General features: G+C 60.3%; 23 protein-coding genes. 10 read left to right on the top strand and 13 right to left on the bottom strand.

Features of this window, described 5'->3' with window-relative positions; all coding sequences use genetic code 11:
• Window positions 1–126: 126 nt before the first annotated feature.
• Window positions 127–570 carry a MarR family transcriptional regulator gene (locus tag DBP26_RS23905; RefSeq protein WP_108240044.1) on the bottom strand — a complete coding sequence of 148 codons (444 nt, stop codon included), beginning with the start codon at window positions 568–570 and terminating at the stop codon, window positions 127–129.
• An 81-nt stretch (window positions 571–651) separates the two neighbouring features.
• On the opposite strand from DBP26_RS23905, the gene DBP26_RS23910 reads away from it, so the two are divergent.
• From DBP26_RS23910 to DBP26_RS23920, 3 genes are all read left to right on the top strand, one after another.
• Window positions 652–1,818: a PLP-dependent aminotransferase family protein gene (locus tag DBP26_RS23910; protein WP_108240043.1), complete on the top strand. Its 1,167-nt coding sequence runs from the start codon at window positions 652–654 to the stop codon at window positions 1,816–1,818.
• A gap of 46 nt (window positions 1,819–1,864) precedes the next feature.
• Window positions 1,865–2,467, top strand: a complete 603-nt coding sequence (locus DBP26_RS23915) for a glutathione S-transferase family protein (RefSeq protein ID WP_108240042.1) — start codon at window positions 1,865–1,867, stop codon at window positions 2,465–2,467.
• A 145-nt stretch (window positions 2,468–2,612) separates the two neighbouring features.
• On the top strand, window positions 2,613–2,999 hold the full coding sequence (locus tag DBP26_RS23920; protein WP_108240041.1) for a lysozyme inhibitor LprI family protein: 387 nt from the start codon (window positions 2,613–2,615) through the stop codon (window positions 2,997–2,999).
• 22 nt (window positions 3,000–3,021) lie between these two features.
• Here the strand turns inward: DBP26_RS23920 and DBP26_RS23925 are convergent, their stop codons facing one another.
• Window positions 3,022–4,653: a methyl-accepting chemotaxis protein gene (locus DBP26_RS23925; protein ID WP_108240040.1), complete on the bottom strand. Its 1,632-nt coding sequence runs from the start codon at window positions 4,651–4,653 to the stop codon at window positions 3,022–3,024.
• A 563-nt stretch (window positions 4,654–5,216) separates the two neighbouring features.
• On the opposite strand from DBP26_RS23925, the gene DBP26_RS23930 reads away from it, so the two are divergent.
• Window positions 5,217–5,636, top strand: a complete 420-nt coding sequence (locus DBP26_RS23930; protein WP_256602051.1) for a response regulator — start codon at window positions 5,217–5,219, stop codon at window positions 5,634–5,636.
• Here DBP26_RS23930 and DBP26_RS23935 read toward each other — a convergent pair whose 3' ends face one another.
• The gene (locus tag DBP26_RS23935; RefSeq protein ID WP_108240038.1) at window positions 5,637–6,245 is read right to left on the bottom strand and encodes a TetR/AcrR family transcriptional regulator; all 609 of its coding nucleotides are present in this window, start codon (window positions 6,243–6,245) and stop codon (window positions 5,637–5,639) included.
• Window positions 6,246–6,443: 198 nt separating this feature from the next.
• On the opposite strand from DBP26_RS23935, the gene DBP26_RS23940 reads away from it, so the two are divergent.
• Together DBP26_RS23940 and DBP26_RS23945 are read left to right on the top strand one after the other, a co-directional pair.
• Window positions 6,444–6,665, top strand: a complete 222-nt coding sequence (locus DBP26_RS23940) for a hypothetical protein (protein ID WP_108240037.1) — start codon at window positions 6,444–6,446, stop codon at window positions 6,663–6,665.
• Window positions 6,666–6,840: 175 nt separating this feature from the next.
• Window positions 6,841–9,636 carry an RHS repeat-associated core domain-containing protein gene (locus DBP26_RS23945; protein WP_108240036.1) on the top strand — a complete coding sequence of 932 codons (2,796 nt, stop codon included), beginning with the start codon at window positions 6,841–6,843 and terminating at the stop codon, window positions 9,634–9,636.
• A gap of 81 nt (window positions 9,637–9,717) precedes the next feature.
• On the opposite strand, the gene DBP26_RS23950 is transcribed toward DBP26_RS23945, so the two are convergent.
• The 7 genes from DBP26_RS23950 to puuE form a co-directional block, all read right to left on the bottom strand.
• Complete coding sequence (locus DBP26_RS23950; protein ID WP_108240035.1) at window positions 9,718–10,506, bottom strand: outer membrane protein OmpK; 789 nt, start codon at window positions 10,504–10,506, stop codon at window positions 9,718–9,720.
• Window positions 10,507–10,862: 356 nt separating this feature from the next.
• Window positions 10,863–12,218, bottom strand: coding sequence for a nucleobase:cation symporter-2 family protein (locus DBP26_RS23955; RefSeq protein WP_108240034.1), 1,356 nt, complete (start codon window positions 12,216–12,218; stop codon window positions 10,863–10,865).
• A gap of 185 nt (window positions 12,219–12,403) precedes the next feature.
• On the bottom strand, window positions 12,404–13,714 hold the full coding sequence (locus DBP26_RS23960; protein ID WP_108240033.1) for a urate hydroxylase PuuD: 1,311 nt from the start codon (window positions 13,712–13,714) through the stop codon (window positions 12,404–12,406).
• 191 nt (window positions 13,715–13,905) lie between these two features.
• Entirely contained in the window at window positions 13,906–14,406 is a 501-nt protein-coding gene (locus DBP26_RS23965; RefSeq protein ID WP_108240032.1) for an ureidoglycolate lyase, read from the bottom strand.
• Window positions 14,407–14,557: 151 nt separating this feature from the next.
• Complete coding sequence (gene alc / locus DBP26_RS23970; protein WP_108240031.1) at window positions 14,558–15,553, bottom strand: allantoicase; 996 nt, start codon at window positions 15,551–15,553, stop codon at window positions 14,558–14,560.
• 42 nt (window positions 15,554–15,595) lie between these two features.
• Window positions 15,596–16,111 (bottom strand): 2-oxo-4-hydroxy-4-carboxy-5-ureidoimidazoline decarboxylase, encoded by a 516-nt coding sequence (gene uraD / locus DBP26_RS23975; RefSeq protein WP_108240030.1) that lies wholly within the window; start codon window positions 16,109–16,111, stop codon window positions 15,596–15,598.
• Window positions 16,108–17,046, bottom strand: coding sequence for an allantoinase PuuE (puuE, locus tag DBP26_RS23980; protein ID WP_108240029.1), 939 nt, complete (start codon window positions 17,044–17,046; stop codon window positions 16,108–16,110). Before puuE ends, uraD begins: the two co-directional genes overlap by 4 nt.
• A 379-nt stretch (window positions 17,047–17,425) precedes the next feature.
• On the opposite strand from puuE, the gene uraH reads away from it, so the two are divergent.
• Entirely contained in the window at window positions 17,426–17,779 is a 354-nt protein-coding gene (uraH, locus tag DBP26_RS23985) for a hydroxyisourate hydrolase (RefSeq protein WP_108240028.1), read from the top strand.
• Window positions 17,780–18,070: 291 nt separating this feature from the next.
• Here uraH and DBP26_RS23990 read toward each other — a convergent pair whose 3' ends face one another.
• Window positions 18,071–19,402, bottom strand: coding sequence for an NCS2 family permease (locus DBP26_RS23990; RefSeq protein WP_108240047.1), 1,332 nt, complete (start codon window positions 19,400–19,402; stop codon window positions 18,071–18,073).
• 384 nt (window positions 19,403–19,786) lie between these two features.
• On the opposite strand from DBP26_RS23990, the gene DBP26_RS23995 reads away from it, so the two are divergent.
• Both DBP26_RS23995 and DBP26_RS24000 read left to right on the top strand, forming a co-directional pair.
• Window positions 19,787–20,551, top strand: a complete 765-nt coding sequence (locus tag DBP26_RS23995) for a GntR family transcriptional regulator (RefSeq protein WP_108240027.1) — start codon at window positions 19,787–19,789, stop codon at window positions 20,549–20,551.
• A gap of 210 nt (window positions 20,552–20,761) precedes the next feature.
• A complete protein-coding gene (locus DBP26_RS24000; protein WP_108240026.1) occupies window positions 20,762–22,180 on the top strand; it encodes an FAD/NAD(P)-binding protein in 1,419 nt (472 codons plus the stop codon).
• Window positions 22,181–22,227: 47 nt separating this feature from the next.
• On the opposite strand, the gene soxR is transcribed toward DBP26_RS24000, so the two are convergent.
• Window positions 22,228–22,689 carry a redox-sensitive transcriptional activator SoxR gene (soxR, locus tag DBP26_RS24005; RefSeq protein WP_108240025.1) on the bottom strand — a complete coding sequence of 154 codons (462 nt, stop codon included), beginning with the start codon at window positions 22,687–22,689 and terminating at the stop codon, window positions 22,228–22,230.
• A gap of 175 nt (window positions 22,690–22,864) precedes the next feature.
• On the opposite strand from soxR, the gene DBP26_RS24010 reads away from it, so the two are divergent.
• Entirely contained in the window at window positions 22,865–23,200 is a 336-nt protein-coding gene (locus DBP26_RS24010) for an antibiotic biosynthesis monooxygenase (RefSeq protein ID WP_158541447.1), read from the top strand.
• Between the two features lie 152 nt (window positions 23,201–23,352).
• On the opposite strand, the gene DBP26_RS24015 is transcribed toward DBP26_RS24010, so the two are convergent.
• Entirely contained in the window at window positions 23,353–24,456 is a 1,104-nt protein-coding gene (locus DBP26_RS24015) for a sigma-54 dependent transcriptional regulator (RefSeq protein WP_108240046.1), read from the bottom strand.
• Window positions 24,457–24,595 lie beyond the last annotated feature (139 nt).

Here is a 24,595-nt window from a genome sequence, read left to right on the forward strand (position 1 = left end):
TTTTTGGCAAGAACAAAATAGAGTCGCCCGCAAAGAGCGAAACCCCAGCTCCCAGCCCACGCGCCAACGGATCTGCCCCCGCTCTCAACCCCATCGATGAAACCATCAGCTCGCTGAAACCCGGAATCAACCGCGATTGAGCGTACTGCCCAATGCCTGATTGACCGCCAACCACCCATCCACCGCTTCACGACCCGCTTCTGCAAACACCCGTTGCAGCAACTTCACCTGCTCACGGCGTAAAGACTCCTCGAATCTGGCACCTTCCGCCGTCAGCTGCAGCAGGCGTTTGCGCTTGTCGTCATCAGGCGTGACGCTCAGCACCAGTTCCATCTCCACCAATTGGCGCAGCGGCGTGTTCAAGGCCTGCTTGCTCACCCCCAACACGCTCAGCAATTGCTTGACACTCAGCCCCGGGTAGCGAGCGATGAAAAACACGATGCGCTGGTGCACACGGCTCAGGCCGCGCCGGTCGAGCATTTCGTCGGCCTTGGCAGTGAACGCCTGATAGCCGAAGAAGAACGCTTCCATGGCGATCTGTTGAGTCGATGCATTTTTAAGGTCAAGCATATTGACGTATCCGCGTGCGACATCGTAAGTTTGGTCAAGCAGTTTGACTTATTTCCAACGATGTCCGCCAGGGGGAATCTCATGGCTTTTTCCGAACGCGTAACCCGTTTGAAGAGTTCTTTGATTCGCGAAATCCTCGCCGCGGCACAGCGGCCCGAGATGATGTCCTTCGCCGGTGGTTTGCCTGCCGAAACCATGTTGCCGCAGAGCGAGTGGGCCCAGATGCCCCGCAGCATCGGCCAGTACGGTATGAGCGAAGGTGAACCGCAGTTGCGCGAGGCGCTTGCCGCTCAGGCGCGTGCCTTGGGTATTGCCTGCGAGGCCAGTCAGGTGATGATTGTCAGCGGCTCGCAACAGACGCTGGACCTTGCCGCCAAGTTGTACATCGACAAAGGCACCGAAATTCTGCTCGAGGCGCCGACGTATCTGGCTGCGCTGCAGATTTTCCAACTGTTCGGCGCCGACTGCCTGACCGTCCCCCTGTGCGCCGATGGCCCCGACCTGGACGTTCTGCGCCAGCGCCTGCAGCGCCATGCGCCGTCGTTCGCTTACCTGATCCCGACGTTCCAGAACCCGTCCGCCGTGCGCTACAGCGAAAATGCACGCGATGCGGTGGCAGCATTGCTGGATGAATTCAACGTGACCCTGATCGAAGACGAGCCCTACCGCGACCTGACATTCGATGGCGGCAGTGCGCGGCCTATCGCGGGGCGGCTGAAGCGGGCGAGCTGGATCTACACCGGGACCGTGTCGAAAACCCTGATGCCGGGTTTGCGCGTAGGCTTCCTGATCGCTTCGCCGGACCTGTTCCCACACTTGCTGAAACTCAAGCAGGCATCGGATCTGCACACCAACCGCGTCGGCCAGTGGCAAGCGTTGCAGTGGATCGGCAGCGAACGTTACGCCCAGCATCTGGACGAACTGCGAACGTTTTACCGCACTCGACGCGATCAGTTCGAAGCGGCACTGCAGCGTCATTTCAGTGACCTGGCGCAGTGGAACAGTCCCCAGGGCGGCCTGTTCTTCTGGTTGAAGCTCAACCAGACGCTCGACACGCGCACCGTGCTCAATGCCGCCTTGGCGCAGAACGTGGCGTTCATGCCCGGCGAGCCGTTCTTTACCGATCCGGATGCCAACCCAGGCTACTTGCGCCTTAACTTCAGCCATATCGACCCGCAGCGGCTCGACGAAGGGCTGAAGCGGCTGGCCGGCGTGATCAAACAGGCGCAAGCGGCCCTGGCGGCCTGATACATTACCCAGACGCACCATCGCAGCATTGAGGGGAGAGCAGCAGATGTACAAGGTTTACGGCGATTACAACTCGGGCAACTGCTACAAGATCAAGTTGATGCTCAACCTGTTGGGCGCAGCCTACGAATGGGTGCCGATCGACATTCTCAAGGGCGAAACCGAAACCGAAGCGTTTCTGGAAAAGAACCCAAACGGCAAAATCCCTGTGCTTGAACTGGAAGATGGCACCTGTCTGTGGGAATCCAACGCGATTCTCAATTTCCTCGCCGAGGGGACGCCGTACCTGCTGACCGAACCGCGCCTGCGCACGCAGATGCTGCAATGGCAGTTTTTCGAGCAGTACAGCCATGAACCGACAATCGCCGTCGCGCGGTTCATCCAGTTCTATCTGGGGCTGCCCGAGGCGCGGCTGGAAGAGTATCGCGTGTTGCAGAAACGCGGCTACAAGGCGCTCAAGGTGATGGAGAAACAGCTCGTGCGCACGCCGTTCCTGGTGGGCGACCAGTTTTCGATCGCCGACATCGCGCTTTTCGCCTATACCCATGTCGCCCATCAGGGCGGTTTCGACCTGAGCCAGTTCCCGGCGATCGAAGCCTGGCTGGAGCGGGTCAAGCAACAACCGGGCTACGTGGGCATGTTGGACTGAGGGCGAACGAACGAAAAACCGGCCAGGGCAACACTGGCCGGTTTTTTTATGTCTGAGGAAGGAGCGCTGGCGCTCAGGTGGTTGCAGTGCATGCAGTGTACCCTTGTGCGGCGGATAAACATTGAAATGGAAAAAGGAGGTTTTCATGCGCCACATCCAGATGGCATTGGCGGTGTTCATGACATGGGGCATCGGCTGCACGGTTCAGGCCGCCGAGTGCGGTGATACTCAGGCGGCGATGAATCAATGCGCGGGCCAGGAATACGCCACGCTCGACGCGGAATTGAACCGCCAGTACAAGACCCAGATGGCGGAACTCAAGAGTCCGGAGAAGAAAAAAGCGTTGCAGGACGCGCAGAAGAAGTGGATCGCCTTTCGCGACGCCGACTGCCAGTATCAGGTCGGCAAGCGGGAGAACTCAGGTTCCATGTGGCCTCTTGCCCAGGCACAGTGCCTGGCCGCACACACGAAAATCCGTGTCGAGCAGCTGAACGCGTATGTGGCCTGTCGGCAGGAAGGCTGCCCGCGGTAAAGCGGGCAACCTGCTGCGCGGTTCAGATCCGGAACTGCCGCAGCAACGCGTTCAGTTGCTCGCTCAGGCCTTTGAGTTGCGCGCTGGCCGCGCTGGACTGTTCCGCGGCGATGGCTGTGCTTTGAGACAACTGCGCCGCTTGGGTCACATTCTGATTGATGTCCTCAACCACATGGGATTGCTGCAGCGTGGCGCTGGCAATCGAAGCGTTGAGGCCGTTGAGGTTGCGCAGCGCCTGACTGATGGACGTCAGGCTCTGGCCCGCGAGGTGAGCCTGCTCGATGGTCAATTGCGATGAGCGGCTGCTGTCGCCGATCACTTTCACCGCAGCGTCGGAGTGAGACTGCAGGCGTTCAATCATCGCCTGGATCTCGGCCGTGGACTTCTGCGTGCGCTGCGCCAGCAAGCGGACCTCGTCGGCTACCACGGCAAAGCCGCGGCCCTGGTCGCCAGCGCGCGCGGCTTCGATGGCGGCGTTCAGGGCCAGCAGGTTGGTCTGCTCGGCGATGGAACTGATGACTTCCAGCACCCCACCGATCTGAGTGCTTTCGCTGGACAGCGTCCGGATCACTTCCACCGCCTGATCGATGGTGCCGGACAGGTGGCCGATCTGCTTGAGGCTGCTGTCGATATTCGCTTGGCCTTGCTGAGCCTGGGACTCGGCGTTACGCATTTCACTGGCGGCGTGCTCGGCGTTTTTCGCCACGTCCTGCACACCGTAGGTCACCTCGTTCACCGCGGTGGCCACCTGTTCCATTTGCAGCGATTGCTGCTGGCTCCGCTGCTGGGCCTGCTCAGCGTTGCTGCCCATTTCACCGGAGGCATTGCCCAGAGCGGTCGCCGACAGCTGTAGATCGTTGATGACCCGGCGCAACTTGGCCGTGAAGGCATTGAAGTGCGTCGCCAGTTGAGTGACTTCGTCCTTGCCCCGAGTTTCCAGGCTGCGGGTCAGATCGCTTTCCCCGCTGGCGATATTGGCCATCGCCTCGACGGTGGCCTTCAGCGGCCCGGCGATGCTGCGGCCGATGAGGGTCAACAGCACCGCCATCAGGAGGATGATGGCGGTACTGATCGACAGCGCCTTGATCACTTGCTGCCTGAACTCGGCCTGCACGTCGTCGACATAGACGCCTGACCCGATGACCCACCCCCAAGGCGTGAACAGCGACACGTAGGAAGTCTTTTGTACCGGATCACTGGCACCCGGTTTCGGCCAGCGGTAATTCACGATGCCTGCGCCCTTGGCCTTGGCGACTGCGACGATTTCATTGAAGACCTGGAAGCCGTCCGGGTCCTTGATGCCGGACAGATCCTGCCCCACCAGTTTAGGGTTGGCGGGGTGCATGATCATGAAAGGGCGCAAGTCGTTGATCCAGAAATAGTCGGTCTGGTTGTAGCGCAGGCCTCGTATGGCGTCCATCGCCTGTTGCTGCGCCTGCTCTCGGCTCAGCGTCCCGGCGCTTTCAAGGCCTTGGTAGTACTCGAGCAAACCACTCGCCGTCTGGACCACATGCATGGTTTTCTGGGACTTGGCCTCGTAAAGATCGTCATGGATCTGCTTGAGCATGGCCACGGCCAGCGTGAACAACATCAACACAGCGACGATGAGGATCAGCCACAGCCGCCGACTGATCGAAAGATTGCGCATATTCATGACCGTCACTCCGTTCATTGTTCTTTTTATGGCGCGGACCGCTGGGGCCATCGGTCTGCCAGCCGCTACTGCCTGGCACACCGATGCCCAAAAGGGTCGCTGTTATAAAGCATCTCGGCATGCCGCAGGCAAACGTGAGGGGGCAGGGCACTCATTGCGATGCGAGTCGTCGTGTAAGGCCGAATCGTCGTATCGATGGTGGGGCGCGTCTAAAAAATGACGTCAGATTTATTACAGGTATGGCAAAAGGCTTACACGAAGTGAAGTCATTGGCTATAGGTTGGATCCCATGTGTGCGATACATTGGATCCATCAACTGCAGCAACGGATGGCTGCAGGATCAGGGACGATCGACCGTTGCCAGGCATTGGCGGCCAACAGGAAGTTGGACGGTGTTGCAAAACCCGCTTCGGCGGGTTTTTTTATTTGCCGCTGCATAGCCAGCCCCCTCAAAACCATCCCCTTTGCAAACAAATCTGTCGAGCGGATGGAATTTCCTGCGCGCGCGCCGCTCACAGTACCGACAACAACCCGAGTCCAGGACAGGGCCGGCCGGGCACGCAATGGGAAGAATTATCGTGGGTGTAGCGCAAATGGCAGCGAACGGGCAGCAAAAGGGACTCATTCTGGTGGTTGAAGATGAGTCGATCATTCGTGATTTCGTCTGTGAGATTCTGGGCGACGAGGGATTTACCACTTACGCGCTGGAAAATGCCGACGATGCCGCGAAATTTCTGGACGACCACGCCGACCGCGTGTCGTTGCTGCTGACCGATATCTTGATGCCTGGCGCCTTGAACGGCGCCGATCTGGCGAACCTTTCAGGCAACAAGTGGCCGCAGATTCCGATCCTGATCATGTCCGGTCATGAAACACCCGAGAGTTCGGGGGTGCAGCACCCCGTGACATTCATCCGCAAACCCTGGAGTTTCGGCCAGTTGCTCGATGGCGTGGACAAGGCCCTTCAAACGGGGAAAGCCTGATCAGCGATCAGGCTCGCAGCCTTTCAGGACCATGCGAATGATGGTCTGGGCGGCGGCTTCGTAGTCGGCGTCATCCAGCTTTGGCTTGCCGGTCACGGTGGAAATCTGCCAGTCGAAGTCCGCGTACGTCTGGGTCGCGGCCCAGATACTGAACATCAGGTGATGCGGGTCCAGTGGCGCAATCAGACCGTCGTCTATCCACGCTTGAATGCACTCGATATTGTGGCGCGCCTGATCGTTGAGCTGCGCCACTTGCCCAGGGGTGAGGTGCGGCGCGCCGTGCATGATTTCACTGGCGAACACCTTGGACGCGAAGGGCAGGTCACGTGAAATCCGGATCTTCGAACGGATGTAGCCACTCAACACCTCGGCGGGAGCCCCCTCACGGTTGAAGGGCGTGGAGGCCTGCATGATCGGTTCGATGATGCTCTCCAGCACCTCGCGATAGAGGTTTTCCTTCGATTTGAAGTAGTAGTAGACGTTGGGCTTGGGGACGCCAGCCTTGGCGGCGATGTCGCTGGTCTTGCTGGCAGCGAAGCCCTTATCGGCAAATTCTTCGCTGGCTGCGCGCAGGATCAATTCTTTGTTGCGCTCGCGGATGCTGCTCATAAAGCGGAAGGTCCTTGCCTGCTCGGCGGTGGCGAATGTTAGCACCGGCCTCGCGACCCGCTCAAGATTGCGGTCCGCCCGCGGCTTTATGTGCACCCTCTGTTTACCGCACCGGCGCCAGTGGTAAGGTTGCGCAAGCGGGGACCATCTGGCGCCTTTTCAAGGCCTGAACGGGTAGTGGGTGACGAGGTGTCGAGCATGAACAGTCCTTTATTTTCCAGTGTGGTCGCCTATGCCCAGCACTGTGAGCGGCAACTGGTGGAAATCCTGCACCGCCGACCGACCCTCGATCGGCAGCAGGTCATGACCTGGGTGGACGAGCAGAGTCATGCGATGAAAGACCGTGATCCCCTGGATCTATTGCGCGCGCTCAATGCCAAGGTGCGAGCGGGCAAGCCGTTGCCGTGGGAGTCGAATTGATTCGCCGGCCTGGCGATCGGCTCTCGCCGTTGAACCGTGCGCTGACACCCGTTCCGTTGGCGGGTGAGCGATTGCTGCAAACCAAGCCTGCGTGTCGACCGCACGTCTTGCCTAGGCACCCGTTGCCGCGTATGCGTCTAGCCTTGAATGACAAGCTAAACACGGACGTCGGCACATGCATCTCCATTCCCATACGCCTTCATTGATCGCTTTCGATGCACGCGCATTGCCGGTGCGTCAGATCGCACTCTTTCGCGCGAACGTGCAGGCGGACATCGAACCGCGAATCACATGCCGACGGTGGGATCAGGCGGGACGGGTGGCCTCGATAACCGACCCTCGACGTGTCGAGTCCCACCCGTCGACCGTTTACAGCCTGACTGGCCTGCGCCTTCTGGTTGAAAGCGCTGACGCGGGTTGGCGGATAGAGCTGCCTGGCGAAGCAGGTCAGGTCCTGGTCGGCTGGGATGAACGCGGCCGCCAGCTTTCGAGCCGCTATGACGAGTCGCTGCGCCCCACTCAGCTCGCTGAGCAACTGCCCGGACAAGCTCAAACAGTGATCGAACGTTGCACCTATGGCGACGCCAGTCAGCAAGCTGCTGATCACAATCAGTGTGGTCGACTGGTGCGACGGGACGACGGCAGTGGGTCGCTGGACATTGCTGACTATGGTGTGTCCGACACGGTGCTGCTTCAGCAGCGGCGTTTCCTGGCGGCGCTCGACATCCCCGATTGGCCTGAAGACGCTGTGCAGCGGGATCGATTGCTCGGAGGCGAGGCGTACCTGACCACGACGGCATTCAATGCGCTGGCGGAGACAATCGGGCAACGAGACGCGCAGGGGAATCGACAGGCGAGGGGGCACACCATCGCTGGTCAAGTCGAGCGGGTGACCCTTCAGTCTGGAGAGCGCAAGCAGGTTCAGACGCTGGTCAGCGATATCCGCTACAACGCATCGGCGGCGGTCGAAAGTGAAACCTGCGGCAACGGCGTTGTCAGCCGGTCTTTCTACGACCCACAAGATGGGCGGCTGACCCGCGTGCTGGCGATGTCGCCTGACGGGCACGGCCTGCAAGATCTGAACTACGCCTACGATCCGGTAGGCAACGTGGTCAGCCTCGAAGACGCGACCCTGCCCGTTTCGTTCTTCCGCAATCAACGGGTCGAGCCAGTCGACCGTTACGTCTACGACAGCCTTTACCAACTGATCGAGGCCACAGGGCGTGAAGTCGCGCCGGCTTCCCATTTGCCCGGAATGCCTGACCTTCACCCCTTGCCGCTCGATCCCGCCAAGCTCAGCCATTACATCCAGCGCTTTGAATATGACGCTGGGGGCAACCTGCTCACTCGGCACCATTCCGGGGCCGAAAGCCGGCGCATGGCGGTGTCGTCGACGAGCAACCGAAGTTTGCCGCAAAGGGCGGATGGCTCGTTGCCCGATGACGATCAGATCGCCGAAGCGTTCGACGGCAACGGCAACCTCAAAGCGCTGCAACCGGGTCAGGCAATGGCATGGGATGCGCGCAACCAGTTGAGCGAAGTCACTTCGGTGAAGCGCGACCAGGAGCCGGATGACTGCGAGCTTTACCGCTATGACGGCGAGGGGCAACGGGTGCGCAAGGTGCGGGTGAATCAGGCGCGCAGTCGCACGCTGACTGCCGAGGTGCGTTACTTGCCGGGGCTGGAAATTCATCGCAACGATGCAACCGGTGAAGTGCGGCATGTGCTTATCGTAGAAGCGGGGCGCAACAGTGTGAGGCTGTTGCATTGGGAATCCGGCAAACCCGACGGTATCGGAAATGATCAGTTGCGCTACAGCCTCACTGATCACTTGGGCTCGAGCTCACTGGAACTTGATCAATACGCACAGTTGATCAGTCACGAAGGTTATTACCCGTTTGGCGGGACGGCTTGGTGGGCGGGGCGAAGTACGGTTGAGGCAACGTACAAGACCGTGCGGTATTCAGGGAAAGCGCGTGACGCGACGGGACTTTATTACTACGGGTTTCGGTATTACGCGCCTTGGATGCAGCGGTGGGTGAATCCGGATCCAGCGGGGGATGTGCAGGGTTTGAATAGGTACGCCTTCGTAGGAAATTCTCCACTGACGAATAAAGAATCGGACGGTCGTGTATATGAAGGTCTGAATGACAAATATGAACAAACAGAGGCTGTTATCGGAAACGTGATCCACTGGAGAGGTTTATCTGAATTTCCTACCACGGTGGATGACAAAGTACGTAATAGCTTCGCTGAGGTAAATCAGATGTTCGTGAATGCCCAGACGATGCTATCGAATCACCCAAGGGAGTCGCAGCCGATCCTTCAAAATTATTTTGGTGCGGAATGGCCGGAAGTGTTTGTAGCAGTCAAACACACATTCGCAGCTATTTCAGATCTTGCACTGAAGTACGCGAGCGATTGGGGCATGGACAAAGCGGTGGGTATCGTACCGAAGAACCCGGATGAAAGTGCGCATGTCTATCAGCGCGATCCACATGGTCGAATATTTATAAATGTTCGTCAGATTCCTCGTTCGGATTTAGCCCTCTTTCTGGGGCATGAGTTGTCGCATCTCATTAAAATCAACCGATACGGTGTGTCAGAGCCGTCGGGAACCCTGGATCATTTTTATCTATGGGAAACGGGTGTGGCGACGATGAAAGACAAACAAGGTAATAGCATAGCCCTGAAACAACAAGGCGTATCAGATCATATCGTGAGCGGCGGGTTAACTATTGGCTATCTCTATCAACACCGAAGCTTTTACGGTCAGTTCTTTAAGCGGGTTGAAGTGCTTAACGGCGGCGCGCCTCTTAGAGGCGTGGGGGGAGCGCTCGAAGCGTTCAACAAGTATCCGATTATCGCCGCCAGGATGGCGGTGGAAAATGCGGACAGCTTGACTTACGCTGCATTAAGCTTGCACCTAGAATACCAGCGTATCCGTCGTAGTAGAGAGACCAGACAGTAGAGAATATCAAAAATTGAGGAGGGATTAATTCCCGTGTCGCATCGGAGCGCTGCAACCTCTTGGTTGCAGCGCCTTTCAGGATTAGAAAAACACCTTCACCAACAAACTCGCCGTGTTCTGATCCGTATCAAAATACCGGGTATCATTAATCCCGTACTTGTTAGTCCAGTAGTCATACTCGATACCGACGTACAGTTGTCTCTCAGGCAGGCTCATCGCTTTGCCCAGGTCGTATTTGATCTGTGGGTTGAAGTGCAGGTTCGAGTGGTAATCGCCTTTGCTGTTGGACTGTTTGTTGTCCACGACCCAGTCCATGAACCCGTCGATCAGAATGTCGGATTTGCCCACCGGGATGGTGTATGACCAGACCGGGGTAATCTGCCAGGCGCCGTAACCGGCACGGTGGCCATCGTTGTAGCGCTTATAAAAGTTCAACTGGAAATAATCGAATCCGGGGATATCGAGATCGAACCCCGGCCCGATTAGCGTCGATTCGACATCGCCCTCGCCGAATTCATAGGTTCCTGCCAGCAGCACGTCCTTGATCGGCCCCAGTTCGAACTTGCGGTCGAAAATCTTACCCATGGACAGGCGAGGAGAAAACTCGCCATAGAGGGTGTTGTTGCCCACGCCCGCATCTTTTTTGCCGTTGTAGAAAATGTTGTCGACGAACAGGAAATTGTCGCCATATTTCCAGCTATCAGCATGTTCGAAGGTGAACGTCTGTTGAATTTCCGGGTTCACGGCGAAGTTCTTGCCGTAGAGATACGTCAAGCTGTTGCTCTGCCATTGCAGCAAGTCGCCGGACATCGCCGGAGTGGCGGCCAGCAGACTGCCTGCGGCCACAAGGCTGGAAAGCGTGCGATTCATGTTGACTCCCTTGGTCAAAGTCGTTGTTTCGATAGAGGGACGCTCTGTTGCGGCGTCTTGTTTCTTGCCGATTTAGTTGTCCATTCGGTCAACTTGTTACGGACAGCAAGACCTGCGCCAAGACCCTGAAAAAAGACGAAAAAGTCTCGCCGGCTGTCATGACGACAGCCGAAACGGGGTTTTTCGAGAGCCTTTTCGAGGATGCGTACGGCGACTGGTTAGTTGTCGGTTCGGTCAGATTATTTTTGTGGAGGGTCAGGCACTGATTTCGAGCGGCGGCGGAGAATACTGGCTCGCGCCATCGCCCTCAAGTGCTCTTTGACGGAGCACGTGAGGCGAAAACAGGGCAAGACGCTTCAATGGGAGGGCGAGGGCCCGGCCATGGCTGCACGTTCTGCGCCGCCCAACACATTGAACAACAGGTTGAGCAGCACGGCGCTGAGGGTGGCCATGGCGATCCCGCTGTGAGTGATGGGGCCCATCCAACCAGGCAACTGGCTGAAAAACTCCGGACGCACCACCGGTATCAGGCCCATGCCGGTGCTGACGGCCACCAGCAATTGGTTGCGTCGGTCAGCGATATCCGCCTCCTGCAGGATCTTGATTCCTGTCGCGGCGACCATGCCAAACATGGCGATCGCGGCGCCGCCGAGCACGGCGGGGGGAATCGAGGCCACCAGGTAGGCGGCTTTCGGCAGAAGACTCAATAGCACCAGAAATCCCCCGGCGACCAGCGTCACCGAGCGACAGCGCACGCCGGTCATCTGCACCAGGCCGATGTTCTGAGCGAAGGAAGAGTGGGTAAACGTATTGAAAAAGCCTGCAACGAACGACGCGGCAGCATCGCACGACAGGCCGCGGCGAAGCATGCCCGGCGTCACCTCGCGGTCGGTGATCTTGCCCAAGGCCAGAAACATGCCCGTGGACTCGACGAAAATGATCACCACCACCAAGCACATCGAAAGGATCGGCGCGAGGCTGAAGGTCGGCAAGCCAAAATGCAGCGGCGTGACCACTTTCACCCATTCGGTCTGCGCCAGGCCGCTCAAGTCCACCATGCCGATCACGCCCGAGAGTACGTAACCCAGGCCCATGCCGATCAGCACCGAGACATTGACCCAGAAGCCCCGCAAAAAGCGGTTGATCAACAGGATCGTCAGCAGCACCAACGCGGCCACCCCCAAGTAAAGCGGGTCGCCGAAGCTTACCGCTTTGCTGCCGCCACCGGCCCAGTTGACCGCGACCGGGAACAGTGAAAGGCCGATTGAGGTGATCACGGTCCCGGTGACCAGGGGCGGAAAGAATCGCACGATTTTCGACATGAACGGCGCGATCAGCATGCCGAAGAAACCGGCGGCGATCGTCGCACCGAAGATGCCCGTCAGACCGACCCCCGGCATGCCAGCCATGGCCACCATGCTGCCAACAGCCGCGAAGCTGGCGCCCATCATGATGGGCATGCGGATGCCCAATGGGCCGATGCCCAGCGACTGCACAATCGTGGCGACGCCCGCGACGAGCAGGTCGGCGTTGATCAGAAAGGCGATTTCCTCACGGGGCAGGCCTGCGGCCTGACCAATGATCAGCGGCACCGCGACGGCGCCGCCGTACATTAACAACACGTGTTGCAGGCCTACCAATATCAGTTGCATCAGCGGCAGGGGCTGTCGTGGCGGCGCGGCCGGGATGCGCGCGTGAGTTGACTCGGACATGCAACACCTCATTGTTCTTGTTTTTGAGTGCGCCCGTTGCGGCTGGGCGGTGGAACGGTACGTCAGATCAATGCGATCTCCGTAGGATCGCGCTTGCCCGCGATTGCGGTGTGTCAGTCACCGCATGGGGTACAGGAACATTGCAATCGCGGGCAAGCGCGCTCCTAGAGGGGCAAAGTGCCGCTTCAGTTCGTCTGTGCTCCCTTGTCGATCCACTTGCCCAACAGCTCACGTTCCTGCTGGGTCATCTGGGTGATGTTGCCCAATGGCATGATCTGCGCTGTGACCGCCTGAGCCTGGATGCGCGGCGCCAGTTGCTGGATCTGTTGCGGGGTGTCGAACATGATGCCCGCCGGGGCGCTGCTGAACAGGGGGCTGGTCGGTTTTGCCGAATGGCAGACCGCGCAACGCTCCTGAATCACGCTGTGGACCTTCTGGAAATCCACCCCGTCAACATCGCTCGTCTGAGCCTGGGGGTTTGCCGCCGCCGCGACAGGCGCCGCAGCCACTTCTGGCTTGGGCTCGTCGGCACGATGGCCGCCCACCGCGGTGGCGGGCAGCGGCTGGTACTGAATTTTCGCGACCTCCGGGCCGCGCGGCATTTGCGCCGGCCCCGTGACGTAGGCGAGGCAGATCATGCCCAACGCGCCAACGGGCAGCGCCCAGGCGAAGCGGTTGCTGTCATGACGGGTGTTGAAGTAATGACGCACCAGCACTGCGACCACGGCGATGCCTGCCAGAATCAGCCAGTTGTAGGCGCTCCCGTAGGTGCTCGGAAAGTGATTGCTGATCATGATGAACAGCACGGGCAGGGTGAAGTAGTTGTTGTGGCGGGAACGCAACAGGCCTTTGGCGGGGAGTGCCGGGTCCGGCGTGCGGTTTTGCTCGATGGCGGCCACGAGCGCACGCTGGGCAGGCATGATGATGCGAAATACGTTACCGACCATGATCGTGCCCATGATCGCGCCGGTGTGCAGATAGGCTCCTCGGCCACTGAACACCTGGGTGAAGCCGTAGCACGCGCCGATGATCAGCACGAAGAGCACCAGACCCAGCAGGCCGGGGCGCTTGCCCAGCGGTGAGTCGCAGAGCAGGTCATAGATGAACCAACTGGCGATCAGGGCGCCCACGCCGATGGCGATGCCTTCGCCCCCACTCAATGAGCTGCCGGGAGCCAAGAGGTAAAGGGTCGGGTTGGAATAGAACACGATGCACAGCAGCACAACCCCCGACATCCAGGTCCAGTAGGCTTCCCATTTGAACCAGTGCAGGTTGTCCGGCATCTTCGGCGGTGCCAGTTTGTATTTCTCCAGGTGGTAGATACCGCCACCGTGAATCGCCCACAGGTCGCCGGACAAGCCGTCACGGGGGTTGGCGCGGTTGAGGTTGTTCTCCAGCCAGACGAAGTAAAAGGACGCCCCGATCCAGGCGATCCCGACAATCATGTGAATCCAGCGCACGCCCAGATTCAGCCATTCCATCAGATGTGCAGCCACAGTCTTTACCGTTTGCCCTTTGCCACCAGGCTCGTCCCAGACGCCTTGCCACTCGGTGATGCGGCGTTGAAAACAGCCTCGGAATGCTCATTTACCACCCGTAAACTTCGCTTCCAAGGCTGTTTTCGCCTTGCCTGACCTTCGCGTCAAAACCTCTGGAGCGAGCCTGACCAGTTTCCAGGCCCTTCTTATTAGTGGGGATCGAGAATCATCTTCTGACTCTCTTCGAAGAAATGCTCATCGCAGTTATGGCCACTGCCACTGCGATCAACCACCAGGAAGTCATCCCGCTTTTCGATCGTCAGCACCGGGTGGTGCCAGACGCCGCGATGGTAATTAACACCCTGCCTGCCATTGGTGATGAAGGCACGGGTCAGCTCTGGTTCAGGTGCATCGCCAAGTGGCGCGACCACGACCAGAAAAGGGTTGCCGAGCAGCGGAATGAACGCCTGGCTGCCCAGCGGATGGCGTTCCAGCATGCTGACGGTCAACGGCATGTCCAGCGCGTCGGCGCGGAAAATGCTGATGATCGCCTTGTCTTCCGGCGTCGCCGTTTCAACTTCGGCCAGCCGATGGAAGCGCATGGTCGAGCCGTTGTTGATCATGAAGTGATCGCTGCCGTCGGTTTCGATGACATCACCGAAAGGCGCGAAGGCTTCTTTGGTCAACGGTTCGATAATCAGTTTGCGCATGCGGGTTCTTCTGTTCTCAAGTTCTAGATAAATACGCGTCTTGCGCAATTCCTGTAGGAGCGCGCTTGCCCGCGACGCGGTGTGTCAGCCACCACAATTGGCACAGGCATAACGCAATCGCGGGCAGGCGCGCTCCTACAAGGTCACGCGTTTACTTCGCCACCTTGCCCAGCACACGCAAGCGGCTTACGCCCCCGTCCGGGAACACGTTCAGGCGGATATGGGTGATCGGGCCCAGCGCCTTGATCTGCTCGACGAACGTGTGTTCTGCGTGCATCTCCAGTTTCTGGCTCGGCAGCAGTTCGCGCCAGAACAGGCTCTGGGTTTCGATCTGGCTGTCAGTGCCGCCTTTGACGAACGCGCCCTGAATCGAGCAACTGTCTGGGTAGTTGCCTTTGAAGTGCAGGGTGTCGACGACAATCTGCTCGACTTCACCGGCGTGGCCCAGGGCGACGATCACCCAGTCGTTACCCGGGGTGCGTCGACGTGCAGTTTCCCAGCCGTCGCCCATGTTCACTCCACGGCCCGGGTTGAGAATGTTGCTCATGCGGCCGAAGTGCTCATCGGAACACGCCAGTGCGCGACCACCGTTCAGGGCAGCCGCCAGGTCCACCTGCTCGTTGTCACCCACCGCCGACCAGTCACGGAATGGCACGCCGTACACGCGCAGACGCGCTACGCCGCCGTCGGGGTAAATGTTGAAACGCAGGTGGCTGTAAGCCTGGGTGTCGCTGATTTCGTGATAGTGGTGGCTGTCGCCTTTCAACTCGACAGCCGGCAGGACTTCGGTCCACACGGTGTTTTCGTCCGGCTCGCCCGAGGCCAGGAAGCAGGCTTCCAGCGAGGCCGACGGCGGGTAGTTACCGGTGAAGTACGAGGTGTCGATGTCCACGCCCTTGATGGAACCGGCTACGCCCAGGCGGATCACGGCGCTGTCATAACCTTCGAAACGCTTGCGGCGCGATTCCCAGCCGTCCATCCACTTGCCGTTGTCGTCGAACACGCCCTCTTTCCACACCGCTGGGGTGGGCTGGAACAGGCGGTTGGCGTCGGCGAACCAATCGTCGGTCACAGACAGGATTTTGGTGCCCAGACGGGCGTCGGCCAGGTTGACGAATTTTTCGAAGGGTACGGCGTAAGCTTTCATTCTTTTTGTCTGCCTTGAGTAATGGGCGTGGGAGAAGGTCGGTCAGAGGGCCTGCAATCGGAACATGGCAATCTTGTTGATCTCGGCCAGGGCGCAGGCGAACTCGGTGTCCACCGAGTTGTGAATGCGCGTCTCGAAGGCCGCGAGGATCTGGTGCCGGTTGCTGCCTTTCACCGCCATGATGAAGGGGAACTTGAACTTGGCCTTGTAGGCGTCGTTCAGCTCGGTGAAGCGTGCAAACTCTTCAGCCGTGCATTGGTGGATACCGGCGCCAGCCTGTTCTTGGGTGCTGGCTTCGGTCAGTTGGCCTTGCACGGCGGCTTTGCCGGCAAGATCCGGGTGAGCGTTGATCAGCGCCAGTTGCATTGCGTGATCAGCGCTCAACAGGATGTCGCTCATACGGGCGTGCAGGACGTCGATGTCATCGATGTCGTCGTCATGGCCCAGGTCATAGGCTTTTTCAGCGACCCAAGGCGAGTGCTCGTAGATGTCGGCGAAGGCTTCGACGAAAGCTTCGCGGCTCAGGGAAGAGGGCGTCAGGGTTTGAAAGCGGCTCACTTGGCGGCTCCCTTCACAGTGGGCTGGAACGGATGCACGTCATGCCAGTGGCGAGCGATCTCGACGCGGCGGGCGAACCACACCTGTTCGTGACCTTTGACGTACTCCAGGAAGCGTTGCAGCGAGGCCAGGCGGGCAGGGCGGCCAATCAGGCGGCAGTGCAGACCGATGGACAGCATCTTCGGCGCCTCGGCACCCTCGGCGTAAAGCACGTCGAACGCGTCTTTGAGGTAGTCGAAGAAGTCGTCGCCCTTGTTGAAGCCTTGCACTTGAGTGAAGCGCATGTCGTTGGTGTCCAGGGTGTACGGGATCACCAGATGGGGTTTGCCGGTTGGGCTGTTCGGCTCCCAGTACGGCAGGTCGTCGTCGTAGGTGTCGCTGTCATAGAGGAAGCCTCCTTCCTCCATCACCAGGCGTCGGGTGTTGGGGCCCGTGCGGCCGGTGTACCAGCCCAGCGGGCGCTCGCCGGTCAGCTCGGTGAGGATGCGGATCGCTTCAAGGATGTGCTCGCGCTCTTGCGCCTCGTCCATGTATTGGTAATCGATCCAGCGATAGCCGTGGCTGCAAATCTCGTGACCGGCCTCAACCATCGCGCGGATCACGTCCGGGTGACGCTGGGCGGCCATGGCCACGGCGAAGATGGTCAGCGGAATATCGAATTGCTTGAACAGCTTGAGGATGCGCCACACGCCCGCACGGCTGCCGTACTCGTACAGCGACTCCATGCTCATGTTGCGTTGGCCTTGCAGCGGTTGCGCCGCGACCATCTCTGACAGGAAGGCTTCAGATTCCTTGTCACCGTGCAGAATGTTGCGCTCGCCGCCTTCTTCGTAGTTGAGTACGAACGACAGCGCGACACGGGCGTTGCCTGGCCAGTGTGGGTGGGGCGGGTTACGGCCGTAACCGATCAGGTCGCGTGGATAGTCGGCGCTCACTGCAATCTTCCTTATCTACGTGTTGTCTGTGGCGGCGGTCGATGGAAAGGGCAGGACCGCCGCGGCGATGGGTAGATTGTATACAACCTTATTCGCAATTTGTAATGCTGTTTTTTCATCTTTTCGACTGCCATGCCCGCTGCAAGAAACTTGCCTGAATGGTCAGGAACTGTCCAAAAACCTCAATACTTTCCGAAACGCCCGAGGGCTCGACGTTTTGCGCGCGCGGTCGATGATTCAGGGGTATGGCTAGCATTTAATTGTGTACAATCTGCGCTTAAAGTGTCTTAATCAACCATCGTCTGCACTGTCGTGTCCCTCAAAAGGCACCGAAACAGTGCGCATTCCACCTGAAATCCAAGTGAGGCCACGACACGCCATGGGAAGACTGACCACACATGTTCTGGATGCCGCGCACGGCTGTCCAGGCAGCGATCTCCACATCGTCCTTTATCGGGTCGAGGGCGAACGTCTGGAAAAACTGACGCAGACGCGTACTAACGGCGATGGTCGTTGCGACGCACCGCTTTTGCAGGGCGACGACTACCGGACAGGGGTCTATCAGCTTCAGTTCAGCGCTGGGGACTATTACCGCGCCAAGGGTGTCACGCTGGGTGTTCAGGCATTCCTCGACGTGGTCGTGCTGCGTTTCGGTATCGACGCCAACCAGGATCACTACCACGTCCCCTTGTTGATTTCGCCCTACAGCTATTCCACCTACCGCGGCAGCTAGCCGCGACGGCTCGAGGTTTACCTGCGCCATCGCTTTGCCCCTGTTCCTCTTGCCCGCCCCACACAGCGGGCTTTTTTTCGCCTTCGCGTGCTGCATCCGGGGGAGGAAGGGGTCGGGGTCATTGGCAGGGGCTCGTGAGGAGCATATCTGACCACGCTGATCGGCGAGGCCCGGGTAGCCAGTTAGTTCGATGCGGGCACACAATGGCGGGTGCCGCGGCTGGCGGACGATTGCTGAAGGGCGCGCCTCTGCGCGCCCGACTAGCCCCCCGCGACCGAGGCATCATCCCGATCAGAGAAACACGAACTTGGCGATGAAAATGGCGCACAGCGCCCACAAGCTGACGGAGATTTCCTTGTGGCGTCCTGTTCCTGCTTTCAGCACGACGTAAGTGATGAAGCCCAACGCGATGCCGTCAGCCACCGAAAATGTCAACGGCATCATGATTGCGGTGACGATGGCCGGGATGGCATCGGTGGCTTCGTCCCACTCGATGTGCGCCATGCCGCCCATCATCAGCATCGCCACGTAGATGAGCGCGCCGGCAGTGGCATAGGCGGGGATCATGCCCGCCAGGGGCGCGAAGAACATGGCCGCGACGAACAGGACGCCAACGGTGACCGCGGTGAGACCGGTGCGCCCCCCCGCGGCGACGCCCGATGCGCTCTCCACATAACTGGTGACCGGCGGAACCCCCACCATCGCCCCGGCGACGCTCGAGGCGCTGTCGGCCTTCAGAGCCCGCGACAGGTTTTCGATGCGGCCGTCGTCGTTCACCAGCCCCGCGCGTTGCGCGACACCCATCAAGGTGCCAGCGGTGTCGAACATGTGCACGAACAAGAAGGCCAACACCACGCTGATCATGCTGACGTTGAACACGCCTGCGATGTCCATGGCCATCCAGGTCGGCGCCAGGCTCGGCGGTGCGGAAAAAATCCCGTTGTAATGCACCAGGCCCAGGCCCCAGCCTGCGAGGGTCACGGTGATGATGCTGATCAGGATTGCACCGAATACCCGGTGGTAGCTGAGCACCGCAATCATCAAAAAGCACACCGCCGCCAAGAGCGGCCCGGGTTCGCGCAGTGAACCCAGTTTGATCAGCGTGGCCGGGCTGTCCACCACGATGCCAGCGGTTTTCAGCCCGATCAGACCGAGGAATAGCCCGACCCCGGCGCCCATGGCGAAACGCAAGCTCACCGGAATGCTGTTGAGCAGCCACTCGCGAATGCGTGAAAGGGTCAGGATCATGAAGATCACGCCCGAGATGAACACTGCGCCCAAGGCTGTTTGCCAGCTGTAGCCCATGGTGCCGACCACGGTGTAGGTGAAGAAAGCGTTCAGACCCATGCCCGGTGCCAGGCCGACCGGCCAGTTCGCGTACAGCCCCATCAGCAGGCAACCCAGTGCCGCGGCGATGCAGGTCGCGACGAACGCCGCCCCGTGATCGATGCCGGCGTCCGCCATGATGTTGGGGTTGACGAAGATGATGTAAGCCATGGTGATGAATGTCGTCAGGCCAGCCAGCAGCTCGGTCCGGACGCTCGTACCATGCAGGCTGAGCTTGAAGAGGCGTTCCAGCAGGCCAATGCGTGGATGGCTGCGTGGGTGTGGGGGAGCATCCAGCGGCGTGGTTTCGGTTTTGCGACTTTCCACAGTGAAATCCTCGGACGTTTTTGTTGTTTTTTTCAGAGCCGGTAACTGCTCTCTCAAGCGGGTCGATCTGGCAGCCGTTTGTTGACTGAAAGGTCAGGAACTTGCACCCGCGGATTATGCGGTTGTATACAAAAAATGCAAATAATGTTTTTAAACCCGTGGCGATGTTTTCCAGGATTGTGTGCATAACGGGTGGTTGCGCGGAAAAGTGTTCAGACGGTGCGCACTGTGTACAATGCGCCATTATCTACACGATGAATTCACGGCGATCCCTGCCAGGCGTAGGCCTCGGGCCGCCGATCATCAGCCGTCACGGCCACGGCCCCGAGCCGGATCCAGATCTCACGAGTGCCCATGAACGATCAGTTGCAACCCCTCAAGAAGCAGCCTCGTGCCGCCAAGGCAGGCCGCAGCGGTACCCAGGACGACATCGTCTACGCCCACATTTTCGAGGCGATCCTCGAGCAACGCCTGGCCCCGGGTACCAAGCTGAGCGAAGAGGCACTGGGCGAGATTTTCGGCGTGAGCCGCACCATCATCCGGCGTGCGCTGTCGCGGCTGGCCCATGAAGGCGTCGTGCTGCTGCGGCCGAACCGGGGTGCGGTGGTCGCCAGCCCCAGCGTCGAAGAGGCGCGGCAGGTGTTTTTCGCCCGTCGGATGGTCGAAAAGGCAATCACCGAACTGGCGGTGGAGCATGCGACAGCCGAGCAGCTCAATGAACTGCGCAAGATGGTCAGCGATGAGCGCGACAGTTTTTCGCGAGGCGACCGGGGCGCCGGGATTCGCTTGTCCGGCGAGTTTCACCTGAAATTGGCAGAGGCGGCGAAGAACGCGCCGTTGATCAGCTTTCAGCGCAGCCTGGTGTCGCAGACCTCGCTGATCATCGCCCAGTACGAGAGCGGCAACCGATCCCACTGTTCCTATGACGAACACACGCAGTTGATCGACGCCATCGAGGCGCGGGACGTGGGGTTGGCGGTCAATCTGATGATGCACCACATGGATCACATCGACAGCAAGCTCAACCTGGACGAGGACAGTGCATCGGACGATCTGCACGCGGTGTTCTCGCACCTGATGCTGCCCCGGAAAAAGCCGGGTCGTAGCACGACGATCTGATCGCCATCGGATCGTCACGTGTCGCTCAGGCAACACACCCTCAACACTTTGCCCGCCTTTGACCCAGCAAAACAGGCCGTTTTCAGGCCTGTTTCCTGCCTTGCATCCTTCGTACCGGAACGGGCCGACCAACGTCCTGTTTGAATCCACAGGCACCCTCTCCATAATCGGGGCGTGCGCGCCGTTGTGGCGAAGAAAAGGCGAACGACAATGACTTCAGAAAACAATCGACCCGACGCCGACGTTCTGATCGTAGGCGGTGGCCTCAGCGGCACGCTGCTGGCGATGCAACTGCTGCGTCTTCCGGGGCAACGGCAGATCGTCATCGTTGAACCGAGGCCGGAGCTCGGGCGAGGCGAGGCGTACAGCGCCACCGAATTGGGGCACACCCTCAACGGCAACGCCGCGCGGATGGCGGTCGAACCGGACGATCCCGATGACCTGACTCGCTGGTTGAGCGATTTCATCGCCCGGGGCGGTTGGCCGGAGTCGGACGAGCAACATGTGCCCGTCGCCGAACTGTTTCCGCCACGGGGCATTTTTGGCGGCTACGTTCAGCAACGTCTGGCCGAAGCCCAGGCCGTGGGCGCGCAATATGGGTCGACGGTCGAGCATGTGCGCGCCGAAGCCACGGACCTGCAGTGCGATGCAGCGGGCGTGCAGGTTTCGCTGGCCGACGGCCGGCTGCTGAACGGGCGGTCTGGGGTGCTGGCGACCGGCATGTTTGCGGCGGCGCGCACACCTCAGCGCGATGGCGGTGCGCTGAACGCGGCGGCCGTCGACCCCTGGGACGTCGTGGCCATGCGAGCGCTCGACCCTCACGCAAGGGTGCTGATCATTGGCTCCGGGCTGACCATGGTCGATGCGGTTGTTTCGCTGGAGACAGCCGGGCATCGAGGCCCCATCGACGTGTTTTCGCGTCATGGTCTGCTGCCCCATGTGCGCCGCCAACCACCAGCCTGGCCGGATTTTCTGGGAGCCGATCACGGCCTGCGCAGCCCTCGGCAACTGGTGCGGGCCCTGCGTCAGCAGTGCGCGCTGGCGATCGCGCAGGGCATCGATTGGCAGGCGCCTCTGGACACGGTTCGGGTGAATATCCCGCGTCTGTGGAGTCAGGCAACGGACCGTCAGCGGCGGCAATTCGTGCGCCATGTCCGGCCCTGGTGGGAAAGCCATCACCATCGCTCGCCACCGCCGAGCGCACAACTGTTGGACCGGCTTCTTCAACAAGGGCGCTTGAACGTTCATGCAGCGTGCTTGCAGCAGGTGCACGACAAGGCAGCGGGTCAGGTGCGGATCAGCGTGCGCTATCGGGGCGACGACCACGCGACTGAAATCAGCGGCGGCGCATTGATCAACTCCAGCGGTATTCAATACGACTGGCGGCGGGTGGACAAACCGCTGCCGGTCAACCTGCTCAGGCGCGGGCTGATCCAGCCGGGGCCGCTGGCGCTGGGCATTGCGGCGGACGCCGGCGGCGCCGTGGTGGATGCGCAAGGGCAGGCGTCCTCGCGCCTGTTCGCCATGGGCCCGCCGTTGCGTGGCCTGTGGTGGGAGAGCACGGCGGTGACGGATGTGGCGTTACAGGCCAAGGCGTTGGCGGCGCGGTTGGTGGCCATCGACGGATGACCGCGGGGGCCGATGCCGCCGCGGCGAGCATGTCGGCCCGCAGGGCTTCAGTCCTGATCCAGCAGGCGCGGGCCGGTGCCGCTTTCGCCGAGGCTGTCACCCGAGTTGCGCAGGGGGCAGGCCTCCATGGACAGGCAGCCGCAACCGATGCAGCCATCGAGTTGGTCGCGCAATGCCGTGAGGCGATTGATGCGCTCGTCCAGGTCGGCTTTCCAGCAGGCCGACAACCTGTTCCAGTCTTCGACTGTCGGCGCTCGGTCCTGAGGCAAGGTATCGAGCGCTGCCTGGATGGTCGCCAGCGGAATGCCCAGGCGCTGAGCCGTCTTGATCAGGGCCACCCGGCGAAGCACATCGCGGGGGTAGCGCCGCTGATTGCCTGCGTTGCGCTGGCTGGCGATCAGGCCTTTGGCTTCATAGAAGCGCAGGGCCGTGATGGCCACGCCGCTGCGGGCAGCCAATTGCCCCACAGTCAATTCCCGGGCCAAGTGCAATGATTCAGGGGTACGCATGGGAGGTCTCGGTTCACTTGATCGATAGGCTAAGGGCTTGACCTCTAGTTAAGTGGAGGTTTTACCCTTGCTCGCCTCGGTCCGCAACAGGCAATGCGGCGCAAGAAACGTAGTGTCGACTAAGCGGGCCGACAGCATGCTGTTCAGCGTTTTCGTCCATCTGTGGAGAGCGTTCATGACGTCACAACACCCCAACTTTCCTTTCAGTCAGTTCGTCGAATTCGTCGTCGATCCGCGCCACCAGGCCAATTTGGTAGTGGCCCTCCAGGAACGCTTCGAAGGGTTCACTCGGACCTATCCGGGTTTCATTCGCGCCAGTGTGCATGTCAGCGAAGATCGTCAGCGCGTGCTCAGCCATGTGCTGTGGCAGTCCAAGGAGGATTGTGAGGCGGCGGTGGCCAATTCGGAGCAGGGTGAGGGGGATGTCTGGGGGCTGATCCGTGCGTACGAGACCAAAGCCATCACCTTCAACGCGTATGAGCAAGTTGGCGAAATCGTCGGGCGGCGTTGAAGCGCGAACGATGCCGGGCCGTGTCGCGCCGCAGACCTTGGCCGATGGCTTGCCGCAAGCCGGGGCACTGGCGTCGGAACTGTTTCGCAGCAATCGTCACGCGTGGGTCTCGCACAGTCGCCGTGGCTGCGAGCGAGGCGAACCGTATCGCGTCAGACCGACACCTGCACCATTCGGTCACCCTGCAATTGCTCGCCGGGGCGCCGCTTGTTCACCGCCAGTTCACCGATCTTGATCAGCCGGGCGCGGATCACATTGCGGCTCAACCCCAGCAGTTGAGCGGTGTGCACCTGGTTGTAGTGACTGAAGCGATAGGCGGCGCGCAGTAGAGCGTCTTCGACTTTCTCGTGCAAGGCTCCGGCCTGCTCCTCGAACAGGTTCTGGAACGCCCGGGCGAGCAGGGCGTCGGTGGAATCGTCCGTCGCAGGCGCCGCGTCGTCCTGACGCTCCAGACGCAGGTTCGACAAGCGCAGGTCGCTGGCCTGGATGACCCCGTTACGGCAAATCAGCAGGGTGTGATGGATGACGTTTTCCAGCTCACGAATGTTGCCCGGCCATCCGTAGGCGCGAAGTTTCGACTCGGCTTCGTGGCTGATCTGAATCGGGCCGCAGCCCAACCGCTGGCTGTAGACGTCAACGAAGTGACGGGTCAAGGGCATGATGTCGCCAGGGCGTTCGCGCAGGGTGCTCAATTCGAGATTGACCACGTTCAGGCGGTAGAAAAGGTCCTCGCGAAAATGCCCGGCGTTGATGGCCCGCTCCAGTTGCACGTTGGTTGCCGCCAGCACCCGAACGTTGATCGGCGTGCTTTTGCGCGAGCCCAGCCGGACCACTTCGCGCTCCTGCAAGACGCGCAACAGCTTGACCTGAATGACCATGGGCAGATCGCCAATTTCATCGAGGAACAGCGTGCCGCCGTTGGCCTCTTCGAACCAGCCTGGCTTGGCGGTCAAGGCACCGGTGAAGGCGCCCTTTTCATGGCCGAACAGTTCGGCCTCCACCAGCGACTCGGAAAAGGCTCCACAGTTGACCGCCACGAACGGCTGGTGGCGGCGAGCGCTGAGGTTGTGAATGTGGCGCGCCACCAACTCTTTCCCGGTGCCGGTTTCGCCAATGATCAAGACACTGGCGTCACTGGGTGCGACCTGTTGCACATGGGCAAGCAAGGCTTGTGACTTGGGGTCCTCGAACACCTGCGCAGTGGCGCGGATCGACGTGGCCAATGCGGGCGAGGGCGGTAGGGTCAATAGCTGCATGGGTATCACTTGTGGTTGAAACGGAACGCTGGCAGTCATCAAGGGGGGCTCCTGGTCGCGGTGGGAGAGACCGGCTCTCCGAACTGGACGCGGTCGCACGGTGTGCGGGGCCCCTGCGGGAGTGAGCAGGCTCACTGCC

It is taken from the genome of Pseudomonas sp. RIT409 (assembly GCF_003052515.2).
In the GTDB taxonomy this organism is placed as follows: Bacteria; Pseudomonadota; Gammaproteobacteria; order Pseudomonadales; family Pseudomonadaceae; genus Aquipseudomonas.

Excerpts from the sequence above, each read along its gene's own strand:
- DBP26_RS24000 (WP_108240026.1), top strand. The coding sequence starts at position 20,762 with ATGACTTCAGAAAACAATCGACCCGACGCCGACGTTCTGATCGTAGGC.
- DBP26_RS24010 (WP_158541447.1), top strand. The coding sequence starts at position 22,865 with ATGACGTCACAACACCCCAACTTTCCTTTCAGTCAGTTCGTCGAATTC.
- alc (WP_108240031.1), bottom strand. The coding sequence starts at position 15,553 with ATGAAAGCTTACGCCGTACCCTTCGAAAAATTCGTCAACCTGGCCGAC.
- DBP26_RS23965 (WP_108240032.1), bottom strand. The coding sequence starts at position 14,406 with ATGCGCAAACTGATTATCGAACCGTTGACCAAAGAAGCCTTCGCGCCT.
- DBP26_RS23905 (WP_108240044.1), bottom strand. The coding sequence starts at position 570 with ATGCTTGACCTTAAAAATGCATCGACTCAACAGATCGCCATGGAAGCG.
- DBP26_RS23950 (WP_108240035.1), bottom strand. The coding sequence starts at position 10,506 with ATGAATCGCACGCTTTCCAGCCTTGTGGCCGCAGGCAGTCTGCTGGCC.
- DBP26_RS23930 (WP_256602051.1), top strand. The coding sequence starts at position 5,217 with ATGGGAAGAATTATCGTGGGTGTAGCGCAAATGGCAGCGAACGGGCAG.
- DBP26_RS23925 (WP_108240040.1), bottom strand. The coding sequence starts at position 4,653 with ATGAATATGCGCAATCTTTCGATCAGTCGGCGGCTGTGGCTGATCCTC.
- DBP26_RS24015 (WP_108240046.1), bottom strand. The coding sequence starts at position 24,456 with ATGCAGCTATTGACCCTACCGCCCTCGCCCGCATTGGCCACGTCGATC.
- DBP26_RS23935 (WP_108240038.1), bottom strand. The coding sequence starts at position 6,245 with ATGAGCAGCATCCGCGAGCGCAACAAAGAATTGATCCTGCGCGCAGCC.
- uraH (WP_108240028.1), top strand. The coding sequence starts at position 17,426 with ATGGGAAGACTGACCACACATGTTCTGGATGCCGCGCACGGCTGTCCA.
- DBP26_RS23945 (WP_108240036.1), top strand. The coding sequence starts at position 6,841 with ATGCATCTCCATTCCCATACGCCTTCATTGATCGCTTTCGATGCACGC.
- DBP26_RS23940 (WP_108240037.1), top strand. The coding sequence starts at position 6,444 with ATGAACAGTCCTTTATTTTCCAGTGTGGTCGCCTATGCCCAGCACTGT.
- soxR (WP_108240025.1), bottom strand. The coding sequence starts at position 22,689 with ATGCGTACCCCTGAATCATTGCACTTGGCCCGGGAATTGACTGTGGGG.
- DBP26_RS23910 (WP_108240043.1), top strand. The coding sequence starts at position 652 with ATGGCTTTTTCCGAACGCGTAACCCGTTTGAAGAGTTCTTTGATTCGC.
- DBP26_RS23920 (WP_108240041.1), top strand. The coding sequence starts at position 2,613 with ATGCGCCACATCCAGATGGCATTGGCGGTGTTCATGACATGGGGCATC.
- DBP26_RS23955 (WP_108240034.1), bottom strand. The coding sequence starts at position 12,218 with ATGTCCGAGTCAACTCACGCGCGCATCCCGGCCGCGCCGCCACGACAG.
- DBP26_RS23995 (WP_108240027.1), top strand. The coding sequence starts at position 19,787 with ATGAACGATCAGTTGCAACCCCTCAAGAAGCAGCCTCGTGCCGCCAAG.
- DBP26_RS23915 (WP_108240042.1), top strand. The coding sequence starts at position 1,865 with ATGTACAAGGTTTACGGCGATTACAACTCGGGCAACTGCTACAAGATC.